The organism is Kitasatospora sp. NPDC057692 (assembly GCF_042799475.1).
Classification (GTDB): Bacteria; Actinomycetota; Actinomycetes; order Streptomycetales; family Streptomycetaceae; genus Kitasatospora.
The window spans coordinates 119,267-141,314 of record NZ_JBHVIV010000004.1 but is presented as its reverse complement, the minus strand read 5'-3'; the positions used below and the strand labels follow the sequence as shown (position 1 = coordinate 141,314).

The following is a 22,048-nucleotide window of genomic DNA, read 5'->3' as shown; positions in this document are numbered from 1 at the left end:
GGTGAATCGGAGGGTGGGGGAATTCCGGAGGGCGGCGGGGTGTGCCGCGCCGTCCTTTGCGGAATTCCCCCGTTCCTCCTCGACTCTTCCTCGCCCCTGCCCCGTCACTTCCTCGTCCTTTCCTCGTCCCTTCGGCGGCGATGACGCATTACCGGGACCCGGAGCGGGCAGGAGGACGGCGAACCGTGACGCGCGGTGCGTCGCGGGTGTTCCGGTCGGTGGCGGCCAACCGGGCTTCGGGTGCCGATTTCCGAGGGGGCGGCATGGGGAGCGCGCCGGGTTGTCGGGGCGAAGAGGAATCGGACGGCTGTTCCGGGGCCGAATCCGCGGAATTCGACCGGGTGTTCACGGAATTGCTGCCCCGGCTACACCGGGCGGCCACCCGACTGGTCGGAAATCCGTTCGGTGCGGGGGACGTCGTCCACGAGGCGTATGTGCGGATCGCCCGGCGGCCCGCCCGCTTCCTCGGCCATCCGCGGCCCTATGCCTACGCGTTCACCGCGATGGTCAACGTCGTGCGCGACGAGTGGCGCCGCGACCGCCGCCGGCTGGTGCCGTTCGAGGCGCTGGGGGACGTCGAGGCGCTCGGTGCGGAGGCCGGCGGGCAGGTGGAGCTTCAGGCGCACTGGGAGGTCGTCCGGCTGCTGGGCTGTCTGACGGCCAAGCAGGCCCGCGCCGTCCTGCTGGTCGACCTCGACGGGTACGGACTGGAGGAGGCCGCGGCCCTGCTCGGCGTGCACCGCTCCACGCTGGCCCTCACCCGGCGGCGGGGGCTGGAGCGGCTGCGGACCGTGCTCGAACGGGAGCGCGGGGCGGCCGACGGTGGCGGGCCCGGCGGCGGGACCGCGGGCGGCTTCGGGACCGGTTCCGGCGCGCCGAACTGACGGTCTGTCAGCGTGCGCCCGGTCTCGCCCGTACGCTGAAAATCGTGATCACGTACGAGGAGCATCGGCTCCGCTCCCTGGCGGACGAGGGCCGTTGGATCGAACTGCTGGGCGCCTACCGGCAGGCCCGCGCCGCCGCCGTCGCGTTCTGTCCGGGGGAGGGCGGGCCCGGGTCGGGTGGTAGCGGGCCGGGTGGTAGTGGGTCGGGCGGTGCCGCGCAGGGCCGGGCCGCCATCGCCACCGCCCCGCTGGGCCACCTGATCGCCTACGCCGCGCCGCCCGAGGTGGCCGCCCGGCTGTTCGACCCGGACGGCGGTCCGGGCACCGCCGCCGCCGTCACCGACCACGACGCCGGGCCGCTCTGGGAGGTGCTGGCGACCCGGCACTGCTGGCGGCGGCTCGCCCCGCTGCTCGGCCCGCCCCCGGTGCGGCGGCTGGTCGCGCAGACCCGGGTGCTGCTCGGCGAGGACCTCTCCCGGGACGCCGAGCCGGACCGGGAGGGCGTCCCCCTGCTGCTGGAGCCGTGGGAGGCGGCGGGCCGGGGCGAGGGCGCGCCGGTGCGGGAGTACCTGCGCGACGGCGGGTCGCGCAGCGCCCTGCTGACGCTGCCGGCCAGCCGGGAGGGCCTGGCCCCGGTGGAGCTGCCCGGACCGGGGGCCCGGCTGCCCGGACGGCCGGCCACCCGGGCGCTCGCCGAGCTGGCGGGGTGGGCGCGGGCCGTCTGCGTGCGGGGGCCGGCGCCGCAGGCCGCCGCGCAGCTCGCGCCCGGGCGGCTGGTCACCGGCGGGTACCTGCCGTTCGCGCTCGCCTGGCCGGCGCTGGTGCAGGCGGGCGTCGCGGACCGGGCGCACGGCGCGGCGCACGGGCGGCTGGCGCTGTGGCGGGTGCTGGCGGCGATGGCCGGGGCCGGGGCGGACCGGCGGGCGGACAGGGCGGACCGGGTGGACGGGGTGGACGGGGCGGACGGGGCGGACCGGGTGGAGGTGGGCGCGCTGGTCGCGCGGATGCGCTGCTTCACCTGGGAGGACCCGGCGGACCGGCTGCGGCACCTGCACCTCGCGCTGGAGGACCCCGCGACCGGCCTGAGCTGGGCGGTCAGCGGCTCCGAGGAGGTCTGAGGGCGGAAGAGGAGGTCTGCGGGCGGGGGGAGGCGGGTCCCGGGGGAGCGCGGGCAAGGCGGAACCCCCGGTCCGGCGCCATTTCCGGGGGGTTGGGCGGGGCGCCGGACCGGGGGAGTCAGGGGGTGGGACGGCCGGGGTGGCTCAGGCGGCGGCCACCGGTACCGGGCCGGGGGCGGCGGGCGAGGGGGCGGGCGCAGCCGCGGGTGCAGGTCCGGCGGCCGGCGCGCCGTGGGCGTCCGCGTCCAGCAGTGTCCGCTCGTCGAACGGCACCGCGCCCGCCAGCACCTGCCGGGCCCGCTCGCGGTCCAGCTCCCCGGTCCACTGCCCGATCAGCACGGTGGCGACGGCGTTGCCGGCGAAGTTGGTCATCGCCCGGGCCTCGGACATGAACCGGTCGATGCCGACGATCAGCCCGACCCCGTCCACCAGTGCGGGCTTGTGCGACTGCAGTCCGCCCGCCAGGGTGGCCAGCCCGGCGCCGGTGACCCCGGCCGCGCCCTTGCTGGCGATCACCATGAAGACCAGCAGCGACAGCTGCTCGCCCACCGACATCGGCTTGTCCAGCGCCTCCGAGATGAAGATCGAGGCCATGGTGAGGTAGATCGCGGTCCCGTCCAGGTTGAAGCTGTAGCCGGTCGGGACGGTGATGCCGACCACCGGGCGGCTGACGCCCAGGTGCTCCATCTTGGCGATCAGCCGGGGCAGCGCGCTCTCCGAGGAGGACGTGGAGAGGATCAGCAGGAACTCGCGGCCCAGGTAGCGCAGCAGGGCGAGGATGTTCACGCCCGCCACCAGGCGCAGTAGCGTGCCGAGGACCACGACCACGAACAGCGCGCAGGTCAGGTAGAAGCCGACCATGATGACGGCGAGGCTCTTCAGCGCGGCGGTCCCGGTGGCGCCGACCACCGCCGCCATCGCCCCGAAGGCGCCGACCGGCGCCACCCACATGATCATCGCCATTACCCGGAAGACCAGCCGCTGCACGTGCTCGATGCCGCGCAGCACGGGCGCGCCGGCCCGGCCCATCGCCTGCAGGGCGAAGCCGGCCAGCAGGGCGACCAGCAGGGTCTGCAGGACCTTGCCCTCGGTGAGGGCGGAGAGCAGGGAGGTCGGGATCATGCCGAGCAGGAAGTCGGTGGTGGACTGCGCGCCGCCGGCGGCGGCCTGGGCGTGGCCGGACTTGGCGAGCGCGGCGGTCAGGTGGAGGCCGCCGCCGGGCTCCAGCAGGTTGCCGACCAGCAGCCCGATCGCGAGTGCGACGGTCGACATGGCGAGGAAGTAGCCGAGCGCCAGGCCGCCGACCCGGCCGACCTTGGCGGCCTTGGTCACCGAGCCGATGCCGAGCACGATGGTGCAGAAGATGACCGGGCTGATCATCATCTTGATGAGGTTGACGAAGCCGGTGCCGATCGGCTTCAGCTCCACCGCGAAGCCCGGCGCCGCCAGGCCCACCACGACACCCGCGACGACCGCCGCGATCACGGCGAGGTAGAGGTAGTGGGTGCGGTCCTTCGGAGCCTTCCGGTCCTTCGGGGCCTTCGGATCCTTCGCCGCGGTGCCCGCGGCCGGGGCGTCCGCGGCTCTGGACCCTGCTCCTGGTCCGGTGATCGACATCTGCGGCTCCTTCGCCACTGCTGGGCCCGGCGCGCGAGCGCCCGCGCGCCCGGTGCGCTGCCGCGCCGGTGCGTGCGAGGGGGTGCGCTCGTGAGGGTGCGCGGCCGTGCGGTCCTGGCGGCCCCGGGTGGTGGGCCGTTCCGAGCATGCGGCCGGGCGTGACGCGGGTCACGCTTGCGTTCATAGAGTTCACGCGGAGACCGGAACACCGCGCCCGCACCGGGCGGCCGCGGCCGTGGTGCACACTGACAGGCATGTCCGCGCGAATCCTCCCTCCGCCGCGCCGGCTGGTGCGCAGCCTGGCCGGACAGCTCTTCGTCGTCCAAGTGGTCATCGTCGCCGCGGTGGTGGCCGGCGGGGCGGTGCTCGCGTACCTGTTCACCGCCGACCGCACCGACGCCGCCGCCCGCCGCCAGGTCACCGCCGTCGCCCGCTCCGTCGCCGACTCCCCGGCCGTCCTCGCCGCCGTCTCCGCGCCCGACCCGACGGCCGTGCTCCAGCCGTACGCGGAGCGGGTGAGGGTCGACACCGGGGTCTCCTTCGTCACCGTGATGAACACCGAAGGCGTCCGCTGGACCCACCCGCTGCCCGAGCAGATCGGCCGCACCTTCCTCGGCCACATCGACTGGGCACTCGACGGGCAGACCCGCAGCGAGACGTACACCGGCACGCTCGGCCCGTCGGTGCGGGTGGTCACCCCGGTGCTGGACGAGCGGAACCGGGTGGTCGCCCTGGTCAGCGCGGGCCTCACGGTGCAGTCCATTTCGGCCCAGCTGCGCGGCCCGCTGCTGGCCCTGGCGGGCGTCGCGGCGGGCGCGCTGGCGGTCGGCGGGATCGGCACCTACCTCGCCAACTCCCGGCTGCGGCGGCACACCCACGGCATGGGGCCGGCCGAGCTCAGCCACCTCTACGAGTACCACCAGGCCACCCTGCACGCCGTGCGGGAGGGGCTGGTGCTGCTCGACCGCGACCACCGGGTGGTGCTCTGCAACGACGCCGCGCGTGAACTCCTCGGCCTGGAAGGGCCGGTGGAGGGCCGGCCGGTCGCCGGGCTGGGCCTGCCGACGACGCTGGTGGCCGCCGTCTCGGGGGCGGCCCCGGTCCGCGACGAGGTGCACCTGACGGCCGAGCGGGTGGTGGTGCTCAACACCTCGACCATCGGCACCGGGCTCGGCCGCGTCCTCACCCTCCGCGACCACACCGAACTCCAGTCGCTCAGCGGGGAGCTGGACTCGGTGCGCGGCTTCACCGAGGCGCTCGGCGCGCAGGCGCACGAGGCGGCCAACCGGCTGCACGCCGTCGTCTCGCTGATCGAACTCGGCCGCCACCGCGAGGCGGTGGAGTTCGCCACCGCCGAACTCGCCCTCGCCCAGCGGCTCACCGACCGGGTGGTGGCGGCTGTCGGCGAACCCGTGCTGGCCGCCCTGCTGCTCGGCAAGGCCGCCCAGGCGGCCGAGCGGGGCGTGGAGTTGACGCTCACCCCCGACAGCTCGATCGACGACGGGGTGCTGCCGGACCACCTGAGCGCACGCGACCTCATCACCGTCCTCGGCAACCTGATCGACAACGCCGTGGACGCCGCCATCGCGGGCGCGGCCGCGAGCCCCGAACCGCCGGAGGTCACCGTCACCGCCCAGATCGACGGCGAGCACCTGCTGCTACGGGTCGCCGACACCGGTGAAGGCATCGCCCCGGGCGCGGTGGACGACGTGTTCCGGCGCGGCTGGAGCACCAAGCGGGCCGGGGGCGGGGACGGGGGTGGGGGCGGCTACGGCCAGGGTCACGGCCGCGGACTCGGCCTCGCGCTCGTCGCGCAGGCCGCCCGGCGCAACGGCGGCACCGTCGAGGTCGGCCGGGAACGCGGCGCCGTCCTCACCGTCCGCCTGCCGCTCGACCGGGCGGCCTCGGTGCGCGGCGGCGGGGTCGAGGTCGAGGTCGGGGCCGGGGGCGCCGGGGACCGCGGGCGCCTGGCGGTGGCCCCGTGACCGGCGCACCGCGCGCCCCGGAGCGCCCCGGGATCTCCGTGCTGGTCGTCGAGGACGACCCGGTGGCCGCCGCCGCCCACGCCCTCTATGTCGGACGCGAACCGGGCTTCCGGGCCGTCGGCACCGTGCACGGCTGCGCACAGGCGCTGCGCTTCCTGGAACGGGCCCGCGCCGCCGGGAGCCCCGTCGACCTGCTGCTGCTCGACCTCTACCTGCCCGACGGGCACGGCCTCCGGCTCTGCGGCACGCTGCGCGCCGCCGGGCACACCACCGACGTCATCGCCGTCACCTCCGCCCGCGACCTCGCGATGGTCCGCCAGGCCGTCTCCGCCGGAGTCGTCCAGTACCTGCTGAAGCCCTTCGCCGCCGCCGCGCTGCACGACCGCCTGGAGCGCTACGCCCGCTACCGGGACACCCTCGCCCGCACCGGTCCGGCCACCGGGCAGGCCGAGGTCGACCAGGCGTTCGCGCTGCTCCGCGCACCCGAACGCACCGCCCTGCCCAAGGGGTTGAGCGCGCCGACGCTGGACACCGTCGCCGGTGTGCTGCGCGCGGCCCGCACCGGCCTGTCCGCCGCCGCCGCGGGTACGGCGGCCGGGGTCTCGCGGATCACCGCTCGCCGCTACCTGGAGCACCTGGTGGAGAGCGGTCTCGCCGCCCGCGAGCCCCAGTACGGCACCGTCGGCCGCCCGGAGCTGTGCTACCGCTGGACCGGTGGCGAGGGCGACGGCGACGGCGGGCGCCGTGGCGGCTGAACGGGTGAACTCCCGTGCGCTACCGGTCCGTTCGAGTACGGCGTTCTGAGTACCCGTACTCAGGCGGCGCGCCCGGGCTCGATGTCACCCTGCCGGTGGGACGGCCACCGGGCCGGCCGACGGACTCGGAAGTGGGGATGACGCGGATGAAATGGCTGAGGGTGCTCTGCGGGGCCGTGATGGCGATGGCCCTGGGGCTGGGGCCGGTCGGGGCCGCGGGCGCGGCGCCCCGGACCGACCCGGCCGCCGGCACGTCCGCCGCCTCGGCGAGCGCGGCGGACGAGGCGGCGACCCTGGCGTACTGGACGCCCGAGCGGATGGAGGCCACCTGGGCGGCCCAGGAGGGCCGGGAAGGGGCCGGGCGCGGAGCCGGGGCGGCCGCCAAGCAGGACGCCGCCGTCGAGGCGGCCACCGCCCGCTTCGCGGCCGACCGGTCGCTGAGGTCGTCGGTGGACAAGACGGTGGGACGCGTGTTCTACGTCAACACCGAGACGCAGTTGCCCGAGGCCTGCTCGGCCAGCGCCCTCAACAGCCCCTCGCGCATGATGGTGATCACCTCGGCGCACTGCGCCGCGGTGGGCGGCAGCCGGATGAACGGGGGCGAGGCGAAGTGGTTCAAGAGGACCTGGGTCTACGTGCCGGCGGTCAACGGCGGTGACCCCTACCCCTACGGGAAGTTCACCTGGAAGCTGGGCCGGGTGTTCAACGACTGGCTGGACACCGCGAACGCCTTCGACTCGGACGTCGCCATGATCACCGTCAATCCCAACGCCGAAGGGAAGCGGCTCGTCGACGCCACCGGCGCGAACGGCCTGGTGGTGAACCAGCGTGACGAGGTGACGGTCACCGCCGTCGGGTACCCCGGGAACCTCGACAACGGCGCCTACCAGGTGGAGTGCACCGGCACCCTGGAGCGGCTGATCCTCTACCCCATCCTGCTGGAGATGCCCTGCCGGCTGCTCGGCCACGGAGCGAGCGGCGGGCCCTGGCTGTGGACGGATCCGCAGACGCTGCGCACCTCGGTCAACGGGGTCACCCGGTCGCACGACGGCGTCGAGATCGACACCCCCTACTTCGACGACCGCGTCGTGAGCATGTACAACGAACAGGGGTCGGTGACCTGACCCCCTGGCCGCGGCCGGCGCGGGAATTCCCGTGATCATCGGGGAGGTTGACCCGGTGACCGCAGTCCCCGTGCGAGAAGGGCCTCCCGTGCGCGCCATCCGGATCGACCGCTTCGGCACCCCCGACGTCCTGCGCGTCGTCGACGCCCCCGAGCCCGCCCCGGCCGCCGGGGAGGTCCTGATCCGGGCCGCCGCGACCAGCGTCAACCCCGTCGACGACAAGACCCGGGAGGGCGCCATCGGCCCGGGCACGCCGCCGCTGCCGATGACGCTCGGCTGGGACCTCGCCGGCACCGTGGTCGACGGCGGAGACAGCGGGATGCGTGCCGGGGAGGCCGTCGTGGCGATGTCGCACCAGCTCGGCTCCGGGCGCGGGACCTGGGCCGAGCTGGTCGCGCTGCCGGCCGCGGCGGTGGCCCGCGCGCCCCGGACGGTCGGGCCGGTCGAGGCGGCCACGCTGCCGCTGGCGGGGCTGACGGCCTGGCAGACCCTCGACTGGCTGGCGGTGCGGCCCGGCGAGCGGCTGCTCGTGGCCGGCGCCGCCGGGGCGGTCGGCGGACTGGCCCTGCAGATCGCCCGGGCACGCGGCGTCGAGGTCGACGCCCTGGTCTCCCGGGACGGGCAGGCCGCCTTCGCCCGCGAGCACGGCGCGGGCCTGGCCGTCACCGACCCGCGCGACCTCGGCGACGGCGGCTACGACGCCGTCCTCGACACCTTCGGGGCGTTCGTGACGCGGGCGGTCGCCGACGGCGGCCGCTACGCGTCGATCGCCACCCAGGCGGGCCCCGTCCCCGACCTGTCCGCCCGGGGCGTGCGCACCACCGTCCACCAGGTGCGCGAGGACGGCGCGGCGCTCGGCGAGCTGGCCGCGCTGGTCGACCGCGGCGCGCTGCGGCTGCGGGTGCACGCCGCGTTCGGCCTGGACGGGGTCCGCGAGGCGCACGAGCGGTTCCGGCGGGGCGGGTTGAGCGGCAAGCTCGCCCTGGTGTTCTGAGCGGCCGGCGCTGTGAGCGGCCGGTGCTGTGAGCGGCGCCGCTGCGGGCGGCGGGCAGGTACGGGCCTTGCTCAGCGGGTGACGAACTCGCTGAGCAGGGCCTGCACCTCGTAGATGTCCACGCCCTTGGTGAAGTTCTTGGAGATCGGCATCGCCGCGCCCGACACCCAGATCTTCAGCTCGGCGTCCAGGTCGAAGCTGCCGGCGGTCTCCACGGCGAAGTGGGTGATGGACCGGTAGGGGATCGAGTGGTACTCGGTCTTCTTGCCGGTGATGCCCTGCTTGTCGACGAGGATCAGCCGGCGATCGGTGAACAGGAAGGAGTCGCGCAGCAGTTGGTAGGCGGCCCGGAGCTGCTCGCCCTCGCCGAGCAGTCGGGCGAACTCCTTGTGGGCCTCGTCGTTGTCGACCCGGTGGGCGTTGCCGAAGAGCGCCATGCCGCTGCCTCTCGTCGGGCACCCGGTTCGGGTGCGGAGGGTTCCGAGTCTGGCACGCCGGGCGTCACGGCCGGGCGGCGCCCCCGGGCGTCCGGTCCGGTGTCCGGTCCGGTGTCCGCTCCGGCGTCCGCTCGGCGAGGGCGAGGTAGCGGTCGTCGGCGTCCGTGTAGGAGGTCAGGCGCCAGCCGGCGGCGGCGAGCAGCGGGCGGAGGTTGGGCTCGGCCCGCAGGTCGTCCGGGGTGAGGGCGCGGCCGTGGCGGGCGGCGAGGGCGGCGCGGCCGACGGGGTGGAACAGCGCCAGCCGGGCGCCGGGGCGTGCGACCCGGGCGAGTTCGGCGAGGGCGCGGGCCGGGTCGGGGAGGTGGGAGATCAGTCCGGCGGCGAAGACGGCGTCCAACGCGGCCTCGGGCAGGGGGAGTCGGGCGCAGTCGGCGAGCAGAAGTTCGGCGGCGCCGGGGTGGCGGGCGGCGGCCTCGTGCAGCATCTCCGGGGTCACGTCGGCGCCGAGCACCCGGCCCGCCGGTCCGACCGCCGCGCGCAGCGGGGGCAGGGCGCGGCCGGTGCCGCAGCCGGCGTCGAGCACCGACTCGCCCGGGCGCAGGGCGAGTTCGGCGACGGCGGCGGCGTAGCGCGGGCCGTCGTCGGGGAACTTGGCGTCCCAGTCGGCGGCGCGGACGGCGAAGAACGCGCGGGTTCGGGCGAGTTCGGCGGCGTACTCGTCGGTGTCGGTGTCGGTGTCGGTGTGGGCGGGCGGCGGGGGCGGCGGGGTGGGGGAGGTGGGCGAGGCGGGCGGGGTCGGCATGCGGTGAGGGTAGCGCGCGCGGTGCGGTCGTCCGGGGCCGTGACCTCCGGGCGGTCCGCTCGTTGGGGAAACGGGTCCGCTGTCACCCGCGCGGGTGGTTCTGGCGGCCCCGGGGAGGATCCGGGCGAACCGGAGAAGTAAGGTTAGGCTCACCTAAATTCTTGGGAGTCCGCCTTGACGCTCGCCGCTGAGCCCGCCACCGGTCCGACCGTCCCCGTGCCACCCCCGTCGCCGTCCCCGATCCAGGCCCAGGCCTCGGCCCAGGCCGCCGCCGTGCTGCGGCGCCAGCGCGTCCGCGAGTCCGCCGCCCGCACCTATGCGCGCTCGTTCCCGATCGTCCCGGTCCGCGCCCACGGCATGACCGTCGAGGGCGCCGACGGCCGCCGCTACCTGGACTGCCTCTCCGGCGCCGGCACCCTCGCGCTCGGCCACAACCACCCCGTGGTCCTGGAGGCGATCCGCCGCACCCTCGACAGCGGCGCCCCGCTCCACCTGCTCGACCTCGCCACCGCCGAGAAGGACGACTTCACCACCGCCCTGTTCGAGAGCCTCCCGCCCGCCTTCGCCGCCGGCGCGCGCGTGCACTTCTGCGGTCCCGCCGGGACGGACGCCGTCGAGGCCGCGCTGAAGCTGATGCAGACCGCCACCGGCCGCTCCGGCGCCCTCGCCTTCACCGGCGCCTACCACGGGATGACCGCCGGGGCCCTCGCGCTCACCGGCAACGTCGCCGTCAAGGAACCGCTGCCCGGCGGCGGCGAGGTGGTCCGGCTGCCCTACCCCTACGGCTACCGCTGCCCGTTCGGGGTCGGCGGGGAGGCCGGCGCCGACCTGTCCGCCACCTACGTCCAGCGGCTGCTCGACGACCCGTCCGGCGGTGTCGTCCCGCCCGCCGCGATGATCCTGGAGGCCGTCCAGGGCGAGGGCGGCGTCGTCCCCGCGCCCGACGACTGGCTGCGCGCGATGCGCCGGATCACCGCCGAGCGCCGCATCCCGCTCGTCGTCGACGAGGTGCAGACCGGCGTGGGCCGCACCGGCGCGATGTGGGCGGTCGAGCACAGCGGGATCGTGCCGGACGCCATGGTGCTTTCCAAGGCGATCGGCGGCAGCCTGCCGCTCGCCGTCGTCGTCTACCGCGAGGAGTACGACGGCTGGCGCCCCGGCGCGCACACCGGCACCTTCCGCGGCAACACGCTGGCCATGGCGGCCGGCGCCGCGACCCTGCGGTACGTCGCCGCGAACGGGCTCGCCGAACGGGCGGCGGCGGTCGGCGCGCGGATGACCGAACGGCTGCGAGCCCTGGCCGGGGAGCTGCCGGTGATCGGCGACGTGCGCGGACGCGGGCTGATGATCGGCGTGGAGCTCGTCGACCCGGAGGCCGAGCCGGACTCCTGCGGCGCGCGGCCGGCCGCACCCGAGATCGCCGTCCGGGTGCGGGAGGCGTGCCTGGAGCGCGGGCTGATCGTCGAACTCGGCGGGCGGCACGACGCCGTGCTGCGGCTGCTGCCCCCGCTCACCGTCACGGACGAGCAGGCGGCCGCGGTGCTGGACCGGCTCGCCGACGCCCTCGCGGCGGCCTCCGGACCGGTGGTGTCCGCGTGAGCGCGGACGGGGCGGACGGGCCGGGATCCGGTGCGCCGGGCGGGCCGGGCGGACCGGCCGACGGCGCGCCGTTCGACACCGGGGGGCCGCTCGACGCGCTGTCCGGCGGCGTCGGCGGGCCCGCCGCGCTCGGCCCGCTGCTCGCCACCGTCCTCGACGCACTGGAGACCGGTGCCGTCCGGCGGGGCGGCCCGCTGCCCACCGGCCGCCCCGCCGACCTCGCCGCCCGGACCGCCGAGGCGCTGACCCGCGCGAGCGGCCGCGACGCCCTCGCCCGCCTCACCGAACTCCTCGCCCACGGCGCCGCCGACCCCGCCGACCCCTCCTGCGCCGCCCACCTGCACTGCCCGCCGCTCGCCGTCGCCACCGCCGCCGACCTCGCCGTCAGCGCCCTCAACCCCTCCCAGGACTCCTGGGACCAGGCCCCCGCCGCGACCGCGCTCGAAACGGCGCTGCTCGCCGAACTCGCCGCCCTGGTCGGCTACGACCCCGCCCACGCCGCCGGCGTGCTCACCTCCGGCGGCACCGAGTCCAACCTCATGGGCCTCATGCTCGCCCGCGACCAGAGGCTCGACGGCATCGTCGAACTCGACGGCCTGCTCGCCCTGCCCGCCGGCACCCGTCCCCGGATCTTCGCCTCCCGGGCCGCGCACTTCTCCGTCCAGCGGGCGGCCGCCCTGCTCGGCCTCGGCGAACGGGCCGTCGTCCCCGTCGACGTCGACCGCGAGCTGCGGATGGACCCGGCCGCGCTCGAACGCGCCCTGGCGGAGGCCGACTGGGCCGGAGCCACCCCGGTCGCCGTCGTCGCCACCGCAGGCACCACCGACACCGGCGCCGTCGACCCGCTGTCCGCCGCCGCCGACCTCGCCGCCCGCTACGGCGCCTGGCTGCACGTCGACGCCGCGTACGGGGGCGGCGCACTGCTCTCCGACCGGCTCGCACCGCTGCTGGCGGGCATCGAGCGGGCCGACTCCGTCTCGCTGGACTGGCACAAGCTGGGCTGGCAGCCGGCCGCCGCCGGGGTCTTCCTGGTCCGCCGCGCCGAGACGTACGTCTCGCTCGCCCGCCGGGCCGCCTACCTCAACCCGGCCGACGACGAACAGGCCGGCTACCCCAGCCTGCTGGGCCTCTCGCTGCGCACCACCAGGCGGCCGGACGCCTTCAAACTCGCCGTCACCCTGCGCACCCTCGGCCGCGCCGGACTCGGCCGGCTCGTCGACGCCTGCCACGACCTCGCCCGCGCCGCCGCCGACACCGTCCGGGCGGATCCGGAGCTCGAACTGCACGCCGAACCCGTGCTGACCGCGCTGCTGTTCCGCTACCGGCCGGCGGAGGGCGGTGCCGCCGCGCCGGCGGTGCTCGACCGGGTCAACGCCGAACTCCGCCGTGAGCTGCTGCGCACCGGCCGGGCCGTGGTCGGCCGCACCGAACTGCCCGGCGAGGGCCCCGGGCGGGTCCGGCTCAAGCTGACCCTGCTCAATCCGCACACCACCGCGGAGGAGGTCGCCGCGCTCCTCGCCGAGGTCGTCCGGGCGGGCCGGGCGGCGTGGAGCGCGGCGCGCTAGCTCAGACGGCGCCGGTGGGGGTGGGGGCGGCGACCAGCAGGTGGTAGTCCACCCCGGTGGCGAAGCCCATCGCGCCGGACTCGCCCCGGATCGTCAGTTCGTGGCTCCCGGGCGCCGGCGGGTCCAGCCGCACCCACAGGCCGCAGGCCCAGGTGTTGCCGATGTCCTCGCCGAAGGCATTGCCGGGGACGCCCACCAGCCCGATCGGGGTCGTGCCGATCGGCTCGGCGGTCAGCGGGGCATCGTCCAGCGTGGCGGAGCCCTTGGCCGTGTCCATGAAGTCCATGCACTCGGTGGCCTCGCCGAACCTCGTCACCACCGGGAACAGCACCGGGACGCCGACGGGCACGGTGCACTTCCGCTCGACGACCTTCCCGCCGGTCGTCCCGGCCAGGTACCAGAGGTTCTCCCGCTGGAGCTCGGCGCACCACCGGCCGGTGGTGTCGAGCACCGGGCTGCGCTCCTCCTCGGCCGACACCGCCCAGCCCCACCAGCCCTGCTGTACCTCCGCGGCGGTCAGCGAGTGCACCGCCACCGGCGGCTTCGGCGACTCCGCGGGCTCCTCGGCCGGTGTCCGGGCGGAGGGGGCGGAGGAATCGTGGTCGGTTGCGGAGGCGCAGGCCGGGGTCAGGAGGAGGGCGCCGAGGAGCAGCGCGACCAGTCGCCGTGAAGTCATGATCGCGAAGTGTAGGAGCCGGGGTGCGTGATCGCGCGGCCGGGTGCCTACGGGGCGAGCAGGAGCGCGCGGCAGCGCTCCCAGGTGGCCGGGTCGGCGGCGACCAGCAGTCCGTCCTCGCCGCCGGGGGGCTCGGGGGCGTACGGGGTGCCGTCGAACCGGGCGGCGCGGCCGCCGGCCTCGGTGAGGAGGAGGGAGCCGGGTGCGTGGTCCCAGGGGAGGGTGCGCCAGTAGAGGGCGAAGTCCGAGGCGCCCTCGACGAGGTCCGGGTACTCGATGCCGGCGGCGTGGCGGCCCGGGCCCAGCTCGCCGAAGGCGGCGCTGTTGGCCTCGATCAGGCGGCGGCGCTCGGGGTCGAGGAAGCGGCTCTTCACCGAGCCGCGCCACTTGGCCGGGTCGGCGGGGGCGGGCGTGCGGGTCAGGCGGTGGCCGTCGCGCCAGGCGCCGGAGCCGAGCTCGGCGGTGTAGGTGGTGGCGGTGACGGGGTGCCGGATCCAGGAGGCGACCGTCCGGCCGTCGCGCACCAGCGAGACCATGACGGCGTACTCGGGCCGGCCGGCGACGAAGTTGGCGGTGCCGTCGACGGGGTCGACGAGCCAGACGGCGGGCTCCGCGTGCAGCGCCCGGCTGAGGGCCGGGTCGGCGGCGACGGCCTCCTCGCCCACCACCGGGACGGGCAGCAGCTCGCGCAGCCGCCGGGCGATGATCACCTCGGCCTCCCGGTCGGCGACGGTGACCACCTCGCCGGGGGCCTTCTCCATCACCTCGCCGGCCGCCAGCGCCCGGAACCGGGGCTCCACCGCCTCGGCCGAGGCCTCGGCGATGATCTCCGCCACCTTTTCCATCAGCACGCGCGCGCTCCCTTCGCCGGCTACCACTTTCGCACGTCAGTGCGGAGTCGGCGTGCGGCGGGGCGGGGTGGCCGCCGCCGGGCGGCGGCTGACAAATGACAGCTGACAGATATCAGATGACAGCTGACAGATAACAGATAACAGATGACGAAATCTGTCAGCTGTCATTTGTCAGCCGTCCACCGCCCCGTCGTCCAAGCCCTCCCCGTCCTCCCCGTCCAGGTAGGCGAACCCCGGGCGGGGATGCATGAGGAAGTCGTGGTGCGAGATGTTGAACGCGTACGCCCCCGCCATGCCGAACAGCACGCGGTCGCCCGCGCGCAGGCCGGCCGCCGCCGGGGCGGCGTGGGCGAGGACGTCCTTCGGGGTGCAGAGCTGGCCCGCCAGCGTGGCGCGGCCGGTGGTCACGGCCGGGCGCGGCCAGGGGTGCGGCCAGGCGGCGACCGGCAGGGTGGTGAACGGCTGGCTGTGCCCCCGGGTGGCCGGGGTGCGCAGGTGGTGGGTGCCGCCGCGGACGATCGCGAAGTCCTCGCCGTGGCTGTGCTTCACGTCCAGCACCTCCGTGGCGTACCAGCCGCAGTAGGCGGTCAGCGCCCGGCCTGGTTCGATCCGCAGCGTCAGCCCCGGGTGCCGGTCCAGCAGCCTGCCGAGGCCCTCGCCGAACGCCGCCCAGTCGAAGCGGGCACCCGGGTCTCCGTAGTCGACGGCCATGCCGCCGCCCACGTTGACCTCGTCCAGCGCGAAAGCGTGCCTCTCCGCGAGCCGGACGGACCAGCCGACGATCTGCTCGGCGAGCGCCAGCTGCTCGGCGGCCGCGAGGCCGCTCGCCAGGTGGGCGTGCACGCCGCGCAGCCGCAGGCGCCGCCGGACCGGGCCCAGCGGGCCGACCGGCTCGGTGAGCAGCCGGACGGCGGCCTCGGCCCGGCCCGGGTCGAGGCCGAACGGCGTCGGCCGCCCGCCCATCGCCAGCGCCACCGAGTCCAGCGCGCCCGCCTCGACCGGCAGGTTGACCCGGATCAGCACGTCCACCGCGGCGTCCGGCCGCTCGGCCAGGACGGCGGCGAGCCGGTGAAGCTCCTGCTCGCTCTCGACGTGCCAGCGGTGCACGCCCGCGTCGACCGCGGCGGTGATCTCGGCGGGCGTCTTGCCCGGACCGCCGAAGGCCAGTGGCGACCCCGGGGCCGCGGCCAGGACGTGGGCCAACTCGCCGCCGCTGGAGACCTCGTAGCCGTCCACGACGCCGCGCAGCGCGGCCAGTACCGGCGCCTCCGGGTTGGCCTTGGCGGCGTAGTGGAGCTCGACCCGCTCCGGCAGGGCGGCCCGGACGGCCGCGGCGTGCGCGCGCAGGGCCGCCAGGTCGTAGACGTAGGCGGGCAGTTGCCCGGGCGCCAGGCCCGCGACGTGGCGGCGGACGGCTTCGGTGACGGCTCCGGTGTCGGGCGCGGTCGCGGGGGCGGGCACGCTGGCGGGGGCAGGGACGGCGGTCATCGGGTCCTTCCGGCGGAGACGGGCGGCGGGGCCTGGACGGCGTGCGGGGCGTGGACCGGGTGCGGGGCGCGCACCGCCTCCGCGAGGACGCTGCGGGCCAGCGGCGAGGCGAGGCGGACGTAGCCGGCCGCGCGGTCGGCCCGGCGCTCCCAGCGGGTGAGCAGGTTGGCCTTGCCCGGCAGCGGCACGCCCGCCAGCAGCGCGCGCAGCCGGGGCGGGCACCCGTGCGCGGCGGCGTACTCGGCCAGGACCCGGCGAACCGCCTCCCAGAGCGCGCCCTCCGCCGCCGGGTGCAGGTCGGCGAGGGCGGCGAGCAGCTCGGCGACGTGGTTGACCAGCAGGCAGTAGACCACCCGGTCCCAGCCCCGCTCGGCGTCGTACGCCATCGGCCCCGCCACCTCGGGCGGCAGCGCGCCGAGCAGCGCCGCGTGCCGTTCGGGGAGGAGCTTGGTGCCCTCCAGGTCGCGGAAGAGCACCTGGACGGGCCGTCCGGCGGCGTCCACGCCGATCAGCACGTTCTGCAGGTGCGGCTCCAGGACCACGCCGTGGTCGAAGTAGGCGGCCAGCACCGGCGGGAGCAGCAGCCGAAGGTAGGCCGTCCACCAGTCGAGGGCCCGCGCCGGGTCCGGGGTACCGGACAGCAGCCGGGAGACGTGCGCGGAGCTGGTCGGGTACTCGTCGGCGACGGCGGCGGCCAGCAGCGGGGTGACGCCCGGGCGCAGCGCGCCGCCGAGGCCCTCGCGGACGATCAGCCCGAACCCCTCGTACAGCGCCCGGTCGGGGCGGCCGTCGGCGCCGGGCAGGGCGAGGGTGCGGAAGGCGGGTTCGCGCAGCACGGTGGCGTCGGGGAAGCGCTCGGCGAGGTCGGCGAGCACCGGGGCGAGCAGCCGGGTGAGGGCGACGGCGCCGGTCAGCTCGTACGCGGCGTTCTTGCGCAGGCAGTTGGTGATCCGGACGTTCAGGCTGAACTTGAGGAACGCGCCCGCGCCGTACAGGGTGCGGACGGAGGCGGTGGCGGTGAACGGGGCGCCGCCGGGGCCGAGGTCGAGGACGTCACCGCGCTCCAGGGCGCCCCTCAACAGCGGCTGGTCGCCGATGAGTTGGTACTGCCAGGGGTGGGCTGGCAGCAGCCGGTAGCCGTCCGGCGCGGGGCCGAGCCCGTCGAGCAGCGCGGTCGCGGCCGGGTCGGCGGCGGACTCGGCGATCAGCTCCGGCCGGACGGCGAGGTGGCGCAGCGGGAAGGCGGCGCGGGACTCGGGCGCGTAGTGGCGCCAGTCGCCGCGTTCGGCGGAGCGGGATTTGGGCGCGGGGTGGAAGCGGTGTCCGAACAGCAGCGCCTGCTCGGACTCCAGGTAGCGGTCGGGGCCGGGCGCCGGGCGTCCGGCCAGGGCGGCGGCGACCGCGGTGTGGCTGGCGGCCAGTTGGCCGAGGAACTCCTCGTTGGTGGTGCCGGTGCGCAGCTCCAGTTCCCCCTGGACGTGCCGGGCGAGCTCGCGCCAGCCCAACTCCCGCCAGCCGTTTTCGTGTTCCTCTTCGATGGGGCCGGTGAAGCGGTGCGCGCCGAGCAGCGAGGTGCGGCGCAGGGCGACCCGGAGCAGGACGCCGCGCCGGGGCAGGCAGAGCAGTAGTCGGTGGTCGCTGACGGCGGTCTGGTGCTCGGGCGCGGACACCTCGCGCAGCAGGCAGTTGAGCAGGGTGTGGGCCACCGCGTGGTCGGCGGTGGGCAGTTGGTTCGTCTGGTTCGTCTGGTTCGTCATGGGTGACTCCGACGCTGGCGGACGGGGGAGATGAACGCGGTGGCCGCGAGGGCGGCCAGGAGTGCGGCGGCGGTGCCGGCCAGCACGGGCGCGGTGGCGTCGAACCGGCTGTTGGCCAGCGCCGCGACGGCGCCGGCGGCCACGGCGCCGCCCTTGGAGACGAATTCGAGGGTGCCGAACATCCGCCCGGGCGCCCGGCCGTGGGCGGCCTCGGCGGCCAGCACCGCGAGGCACACCAGGCCGAGGGTGAGTCCGGCGCCGAGCAGCAGCCGGGCGGCGGCGAAGGCGGGCATTGAGCGGGCCGCGGCGTGTCCGGCGAGGCCGAGCGCGACGAAGGCGAAGCCGAGGGCGAGGCCGGTGTGCGGGCGGTGCAGGAAGGCGGTGTGGGTGCGCGCGGCGAACACCAGGTAGCACAGGTGCGGCAGGGCGAACAGCACGCCGGCCGTGGTGCCGGAGATCCCCGGGAGGCGCTGCTCGGCCAGCGATATCAGGTAGGGGAAGGAGACGATCGTGGCGAAGACGAAGGCGAACTCGAAGGCGTAGAGGACGCGCAGCGGCCCCGGGCGAGGGGCTGCGGCGGGTGCGGCGCCCGCGGTGGCCTCGGCCCCGCAGGCGAGGGCTCCGCCGACGAGGCCCCCGCCGGTCGCGGCCCCGTCGGCAAAGGCCCCGGCGTCCTCGGGCCCCGGCCGACGCCCCGGCGGCCGTTCCTGCCGCCGCTCCTGCCGACACCCCGGCCGCCGGCCGGGCTCCGGCAGCAGCGCGAGGAGGCCTGCGGCGGCCAGCGGCAGCGCGGCCATCAGCAGGTACTGCCGGTGCGGGTCGATCCACGGCGAGAGCGCGCCGACCAGGATCGGCGCCGCCACCAGCGCGGCCCGCGCGCTGCCCTGCATCAGGGTGAGCGCCGCGGACAGCCGCGCGCCGTCGAGGGCGGCGGCCAGGTAGCCGGTGGTGGCGGCGAAGGTGCCGCCGAGGAGGCCCTGGAGGACGAGGGCGAGAGTGAACCCGGTCAGCGATTCGGCGGCGCCGGCCAGCAGGAAGGAGACGGCGAGGCCGAGTTGGGCGCGCAGCAGCAGCCGCTTGCGGCCGAACCGGTCGGCGAGCCGGCCCCAGAACGGGGCGCCGAGGGCGCTGAAGACGGTCGGCACGATGTAGAGCAGACCCGCCCAGCGGCCGTCGCGGTCGCCGAGGGCGGGCAGGATCGCCGTCAGGTACGGCGGCAGGCCGAGGGCGGCGAAGGAGGCGACGAAGTAGCAGGCGGCGACGGCGTGCACCTGGCGGCGGCCGAGCCCACCCGGGCGGGCGGACTCCGGTCCGGGCCGCCGGGTCGGTGCGTCGACCGTCACGGGCCGGCCTCCGCTCCGGCTGCGGAACCGGGTGCGGATCCGGTTGGGAAACCGGGTGCGGAACCGGCGTGCGGCAGCAGGTAGTTCGGTCCGTCGGTGTAGTGCTTGTTGATGTCGGCGGCGCCCGAGCGCTGCTTGCTGAGCAGGGTTCCGGCGGTGACCATCGCCTTCACAGGCAGCCGTTCGGCGTCGAGCAGGGCGGCGCGCAGCGGCTCGGCGGCCGGACCGGCCCGGTCGATGGCCTGCGCGAGCCGCTTGCGCAGCAGGGCGAGCAGGTCGTCGAGTCCGGCCCGTCCGTGGGCGGCGAGGCCGAACGCCAGGGAGCCGGTGCACAGGTGCCCGGTGATGGTGGTGAACAGGTCGGTCAGCGGCCGGTCGTCGTCGGTGAGGATCCGGGCGTCGTCGAACTCCCCGGGGGCGGGGGCGTCTTCGCCGAGTGCGGCGGCGAGGCGGCCGGTGTGGACGCGCGGTCCGTCGTCGTCCTTGTGGAGCAGACGGAGGCCGCCGTCGTCGTCGAGCACGAGCGAGGTGTTCTGCTGGTGGGCCTCCAGGGCGACGCCGTAGCCGAAGAGGGTGGTCTGCCAGTCGAGCAGCAGTTCCAGCAGGGCGTCGTAGAGGGCGACCGGGTCGCCGGACGAGAAGCGGTCGGCGAGGTGGTCGACGACCAGACGTCCGCCCGGCGCCGGGGCGAGCAGGGCGGCGAGCGGGACGGTCGCCGACCGCTCCAGCCCGGCCGGGTAGCGGCGCAGCAGCACGGCCAGCAGTTCGTGCCCGGCGTGCGCCCAGGTCTGCTCGTCGGCGTGCAGGATCCGTCCGGCGAAGCGCGGTTCGCGCGCCAGCACGGCCTCGAACAGCCGCTGTCCGGCGGCGCCGTCGCGCAGGGTGCCGGGCTTGACGGTGCGGCGGTTGAGCCGGCCGAGGGTGGCGGTGGCGAGCGGCAGCTTCAGGTGGTGGACGGGGTCCTCGGCGACGGCGACGGTGCGCATCGAGAGGGTGGGGACGACGGTGAGGTACGGGCGTTCGGCGAGGACGGCGCGGTCGTCCAGCCCGGCGGCGCGCAGGGCCTCGTCGAGGGCCGGGCCGACGGTGAGCGGGTGGACCGGCAGGGTCTCCCAGGCCGCGTCGCCGCCGGGCAGGTCGAGGCCGAGCCAGCCCGGGGTGGGCCACCAGCGCGGCAGCGGCCGGTCGCCGTGCCGGGTGAGCGTGCCGGTCGGCAGGGCGAGCCAGCGCAGTTCGAAGGCCGGGTGGAACTCGGGCGCGTACGAGCGCAGGTGGTGCTCGTCCAGGCCGGAGCGGCCGCGCGCGGTGGGATAGACCGGGTGGTCGAGGTAGGCGGCCAGGGTGTCGTGGGCGAGGGCGGCGGCGGGGCCGGTCCAGCGGGCCGGGTCGGCGCCGTAGAGGTCGGTGAGCGCGGTGTGGACCTCGCCGCGGACCCGTTCGTGCAGTTCCATGGTGGCGAGGGTCTGGCGGCACTCCTCGGCGAACGCCGTCCAGCCGGGCCGGTCCTCGGCGTCGGCCAGGCCGGCGAGCGCGGCGAGCACGGCGTCCAGGCCTTCGACCGGGCGGCCGTCCAGTTCGACGAGCGGGAGCCGGGCGGCGTACTCGCTCTGGAAGCCCTCGGGGGCGACGGGGACGGTGAGCGCGTGGTCGCGGGCCACCGCCCAGGGGCCGTCGGCCCGCTGTTCGACCGCGCCGCGGGTGCGCAGCCCGAGCACGTCCTCGCGCAGCAGGGCGGACAGCACGCGCAGGGCGAGCGCGTCGGCGGGCGGCGCGCTCACGGGGTGATCTCCCAGCGGTTGGCCGCGATGAACCCGGCCACGGCGGCGTCGGCGGCGGCCTGGTCGGGGCCGACCGCCCAGATGACGCTCAGGTAGTCCCGGTTGGTGCGGTAGTGCGCGTGCCGTTCGCCGATCGCGCGCTGCGGCCGGTGGACGAGCCGCACTCCGTCGGCGCGCTCCTCGGCCCGTTCGTCGTGCGGCCCGGGCGCGGCGGTGAGGGTCCCGGCCCGGTCGGCGCAGACCGCCTCGTTGCGGGCGCGCAGCGGGGTGGCGGCGCAGCGTTCGCCGAGGTCGGCGGGGAGTTCGCGGCCGAGGTGGGCGGCGAGGACGAGCTCGAACAGCGGGAGGTCGAGGACGGCGGCGAGCATGAGGTCGCACTGGTCGCCGATGGCGCGGTAGTTGACCTCGATGATCCGGGCCCGGCCGTCCGGCTGAAGGACGAACTCGGTGTGGCAGGCGCCGAGTCCGACGCCGATCGCGTCCAGTTGGGCGAGCACCTGCGCGACCGCGGCCGGCGGGTGCGCGGGGACGAACTCCAGCATGTCCTCGACGAAGTCCGGCGGCGGGGAGAGCCGGGTGCGGAACCCGCCGAGGACGTGCCGGCGGCGTCCGTCGCCGAGTGTCTCCAGCGTGCACAACTGGCCGTCCAGGAACTCCTCGACGACCAGTGCGGCGCCGGGGCGCCGGTCCTGGATCTCCCCGGCGCGCCGCACCAGGTCCGCGAGGTCGGCGGCCAGCGAGACGTCCTCGCTGGCGACGCCCTCGCGCGGCTTGACCACGACGGGGAAGGGGACGTCCGCCGCCCGCAGCAGGGCGGCCAGCTCGGACGGGTCCTGCCCGGCGGCGAGTTCGGCGGAGCGCACCGTGTCCAGGCCGGCGGCGGCCAGCCGGCGGCGCAGCTCGCCCTTGTTCTTGGCCCGCAGGGTGGCCTTCCAGTCCTTGGCCGGAAGACCGAAGTACGCGGCGGCGAGCGCGGTCTGGGTCTGCAGGTGGTCGCTGTTGCTGAAGACGGCGAAGTCGGGGTCCCGCGGGGCGCGTTGCGAGAGCAGTCCGACCACCTCGCGGAAGTCGCGCACCTCGCAGGCCGCCACCTCGGGCGCGGCGGGCAGGCCGGCGTAGGCGCGGCGGTGGGCCTCGACCTGGTCGGTGAGCACGGTGACGTCGAGGCCGAGCCGGGCGGCGGCCGGGAGGAAGCCCTCGGTCACCGATTCGGTGGGGTTGAGGGCGAGCAGGTAGAGGCGCATGGCAGGGCGGGTCCTCTCCGTGGGGCGGTGG

18 protein-coding genes are annotated in these 22,048 nt (G+C 76.2%); 8 read left to right on the top strand and 10 right to left on the bottom strand.

Annotated features, from left to right (window positions below; translation table 11 throughout):
• The first annotated feature begins 341 nt into the window (after positions 1-341).
• On the top strand, positions 342-884 hold the full coding sequence (locus ACFVFS_RS03810; RefSeq protein ID WP_380619680.1) for an RNA polymerase sigma factor: 543 nt from the start codon (positions 342-344) through the stop codon (positions 882-884).
• A 44-nt stretch (positions 885-928) separates the two neighbouring features.
• Positions 929-2,002: a hypothetical protein gene (locus tag ACFVFS_RS03805; RefSeq protein WP_380619678.1), complete on the top strand. Its 1,074-nt coding sequence runs from the start codon at positions 929-931 to the stop codon at positions 2,000-2,002.
• Positions 2,003-2,146: 144 nt separating this feature from the next.
• Here the strand turns inward: ACFVFS_RS03805 and ACFVFS_RS03800 are convergent, their stop codons facing one another.
• Entirely contained in the window at positions 2,147-3,619 is a 1,473-nt protein-coding gene (locus tag ACFVFS_RS03800; RefSeq protein ID WP_380619676.1) for a cation:dicarboxylate symporter family transporter, read from the bottom strand.
• A 254-nt stretch (positions 3,620-3,873) separates the two neighbouring features.
• Between ACFVFS_RS03800 and ACFVFS_RS03795 the strand changes: the two genes are divergently transcribed.
• The 4 genes from ACFVFS_RS03795 to ACFVFS_RS03780 all read left to right on the top strand — a co-directional run bounded on the left by ACFVFS_RS03795 (position 3,874) and on the right by ACFVFS_RS03780 (position 8,477).
• A complete protein-coding gene (locus ACFVFS_RS03795) occupies positions 3,874-5,604 on the top strand; it encodes an ATP-binding protein (protein ID WP_380619674.1) in 1,731 nt (576 codons plus the stop codon).
• Positions 5,601-6,359 (top strand): response regulator, encoded by a 759-nt coding sequence (locus tag ACFVFS_RS03790; protein WP_380619672.1) that lies wholly within the window; start codon positions 5,601-5,603, stop codon positions 6,357-6,359. Before ACFVFS_RS03795 ends, ACFVFS_RS03790 begins: the two co-directional genes overlap by 4 nt.
• Before the next feature lie 146 nt (positions 6,360-6,505).
• The gene (locus ACFVFS_RS03785) at positions 6,506-7,483 is read left to right on the top strand and encodes a trypsin-like serine peptidase (RefSeq protein ID WP_380619670.1); all 978 of its coding nucleotides are present in this window, start codon (positions 6,506-6,508) and stop codon (positions 7,481-7,483) included.
• Positions 7,484-7,571: 88 nt separating this feature from the next.
• Complete coding sequence (locus tag ACFVFS_RS03780; protein WP_380619668.1) at positions 7,572-8,477, top strand: NADP-dependent oxidoreductase; 906 nt, start codon at positions 7,572-7,574, stop codon at positions 8,475-8,477.
• Between the two features lie 71 nt (positions 8,478-8,548).
• Here ACFVFS_RS03780 and ACFVFS_RS03775 read toward each other — a convergent pair whose 3' ends face one another.
• Complete coding sequence (locus tag ACFVFS_RS03775) at positions 8,549-8,914, bottom strand: PH domain-containing protein (RefSeq protein WP_380619666.1); 366 nt, start codon at positions 8,912-8,914, stop codon at positions 8,549-8,551.
• Positions 8,915-8,978: 64 nt separating this feature from the next.
• On the bottom strand, positions 8,979-9,716 hold the full coding sequence (locus ACFVFS_RS03770) for a class I SAM-dependent methyltransferase (protein ID WP_380619664.1): 738 nt from the start codon (positions 9,714-9,716) through the stop codon (positions 8,979-8,981).
• 216 nt (positions 9,717-9,932) lie between these two features.
• Between ACFVFS_RS03770 and ACFVFS_RS03765 the strand changes: the two genes are divergently transcribed.
• Together ACFVFS_RS03765 and ACFVFS_RS03760 are read left to right on the top strand one after the other, a co-directional pair.
• Positions 9,933-11,315: a diaminobutyrate--2-oxoglutarate transaminase family protein gene (locus ACFVFS_RS03765; RefSeq protein ID WP_380619818.1), complete on the top strand. Its 1,383-nt coding sequence runs from the start codon at positions 9,933-9,935 to the stop codon at positions 11,313-11,315.
• Positions 11,312-12,880, top strand: coding sequence for a pyridoxal phosphate-dependent decarboxylase family protein (locus ACFVFS_RS03760; RefSeq protein ID WP_380619662.1), 1,569 nt, complete (start codon positions 11,312-11,314; stop codon positions 12,878-12,880). The genes ACFVFS_RS03765 and ACFVFS_RS03760 overlap by 4 nt, the downstream gene beginning before the upstream one ends.
• A 1-nt stretch (position 12,881) precedes the next feature.
• Here the strand turns inward: ACFVFS_RS03760 and ACFVFS_RS03755 are convergent, their stop codons facing one another.
• The 7 genes from ACFVFS_RS03755 to ACFVFS_RS03725 all read right to left on the bottom strand — a co-directional run bounded on the left by ACFVFS_RS03755 (position 12,882) and on the right by ACFVFS_RS03725 (position 22,017).
• Positions 12,882-13,556, bottom strand: a complete 675-nt coding sequence (locus ACFVFS_RS03755; RefSeq protein ID WP_380619660.1) for a signal protein — start codon at positions 13,554-13,556, stop codon at positions 12,882-12,884.
• A gap of 47 nt (positions 13,557-13,603) precedes the next feature.
• Positions 13,604-14,401, bottom strand: a complete 798-nt coding sequence (locus ACFVFS_RS03750) for an inositol monophosphatase family protein (RefSeq protein ID WP_380619815.1) — start codon at positions 14,399-14,401, stop codon at positions 13,604-13,606.
• A 177-nt stretch (positions 14,402-14,578) separates the two neighbouring features.
• On the bottom strand, positions 14,579-15,895 hold the full coding sequence (locus ACFVFS_RS03745; RefSeq protein ID WP_380619658.1) for a type III PLP-dependent enzyme: 1,317 nt from the start codon (positions 15,893-15,895) through the stop codon (positions 14,579-14,581).
• Positions 15,892-17,652 carry an IucA/IucC family protein gene (locus ACFVFS_RS03740; protein WP_380619656.1) on the bottom strand — a complete coding sequence of 587 codons (1,761 nt, stop codon included), beginning with the start codon at positions 17,650-17,652 and terminating at the stop codon, positions 15,892-15,894. Before ACFVFS_RS03740 ends, ACFVFS_RS03745 begins: the two co-directional genes overlap by 4 nt.
• The gene (locus tag ACFVFS_RS03735) at positions 17,649-18,995 is read right to left on the bottom strand and encodes an MFS transporter (protein WP_380619654.1); all 1,347 of its coding nucleotides are present in this window, start codon (positions 18,993-18,995) and stop codon (positions 17,649-17,651) included. Before ACFVFS_RS03735 ends, ACFVFS_RS03740 begins: the two co-directional genes overlap by 4 nt.
• Complete coding sequence (locus ACFVFS_RS03730; protein WP_380619652.1) at positions 18,992-20,773, bottom strand: IucA/IucC family protein; 1,782 nt, start codon at positions 20,771-20,773, stop codon at positions 18,992-18,994. The genes ACFVFS_RS03735 and ACFVFS_RS03730 overlap by 4 nt, the downstream gene beginning before the upstream one ends.
• On the bottom strand, positions 20,770-22,017 hold the full coding sequence (locus tag ACFVFS_RS03725) for an acetyl-CoA carboxylase biotin carboxylase subunit family protein (RefSeq protein WP_380619650.1): 1,248 nt from the start codon (positions 22,015-22,017) through the stop codon (positions 20,770-20,772). The genes ACFVFS_RS03730 and ACFVFS_RS03725 overlap by 4 nt, the downstream gene beginning before the upstream one ends.
• Positions 22,018-22,048: the final 31 nt, after the last annotated feature.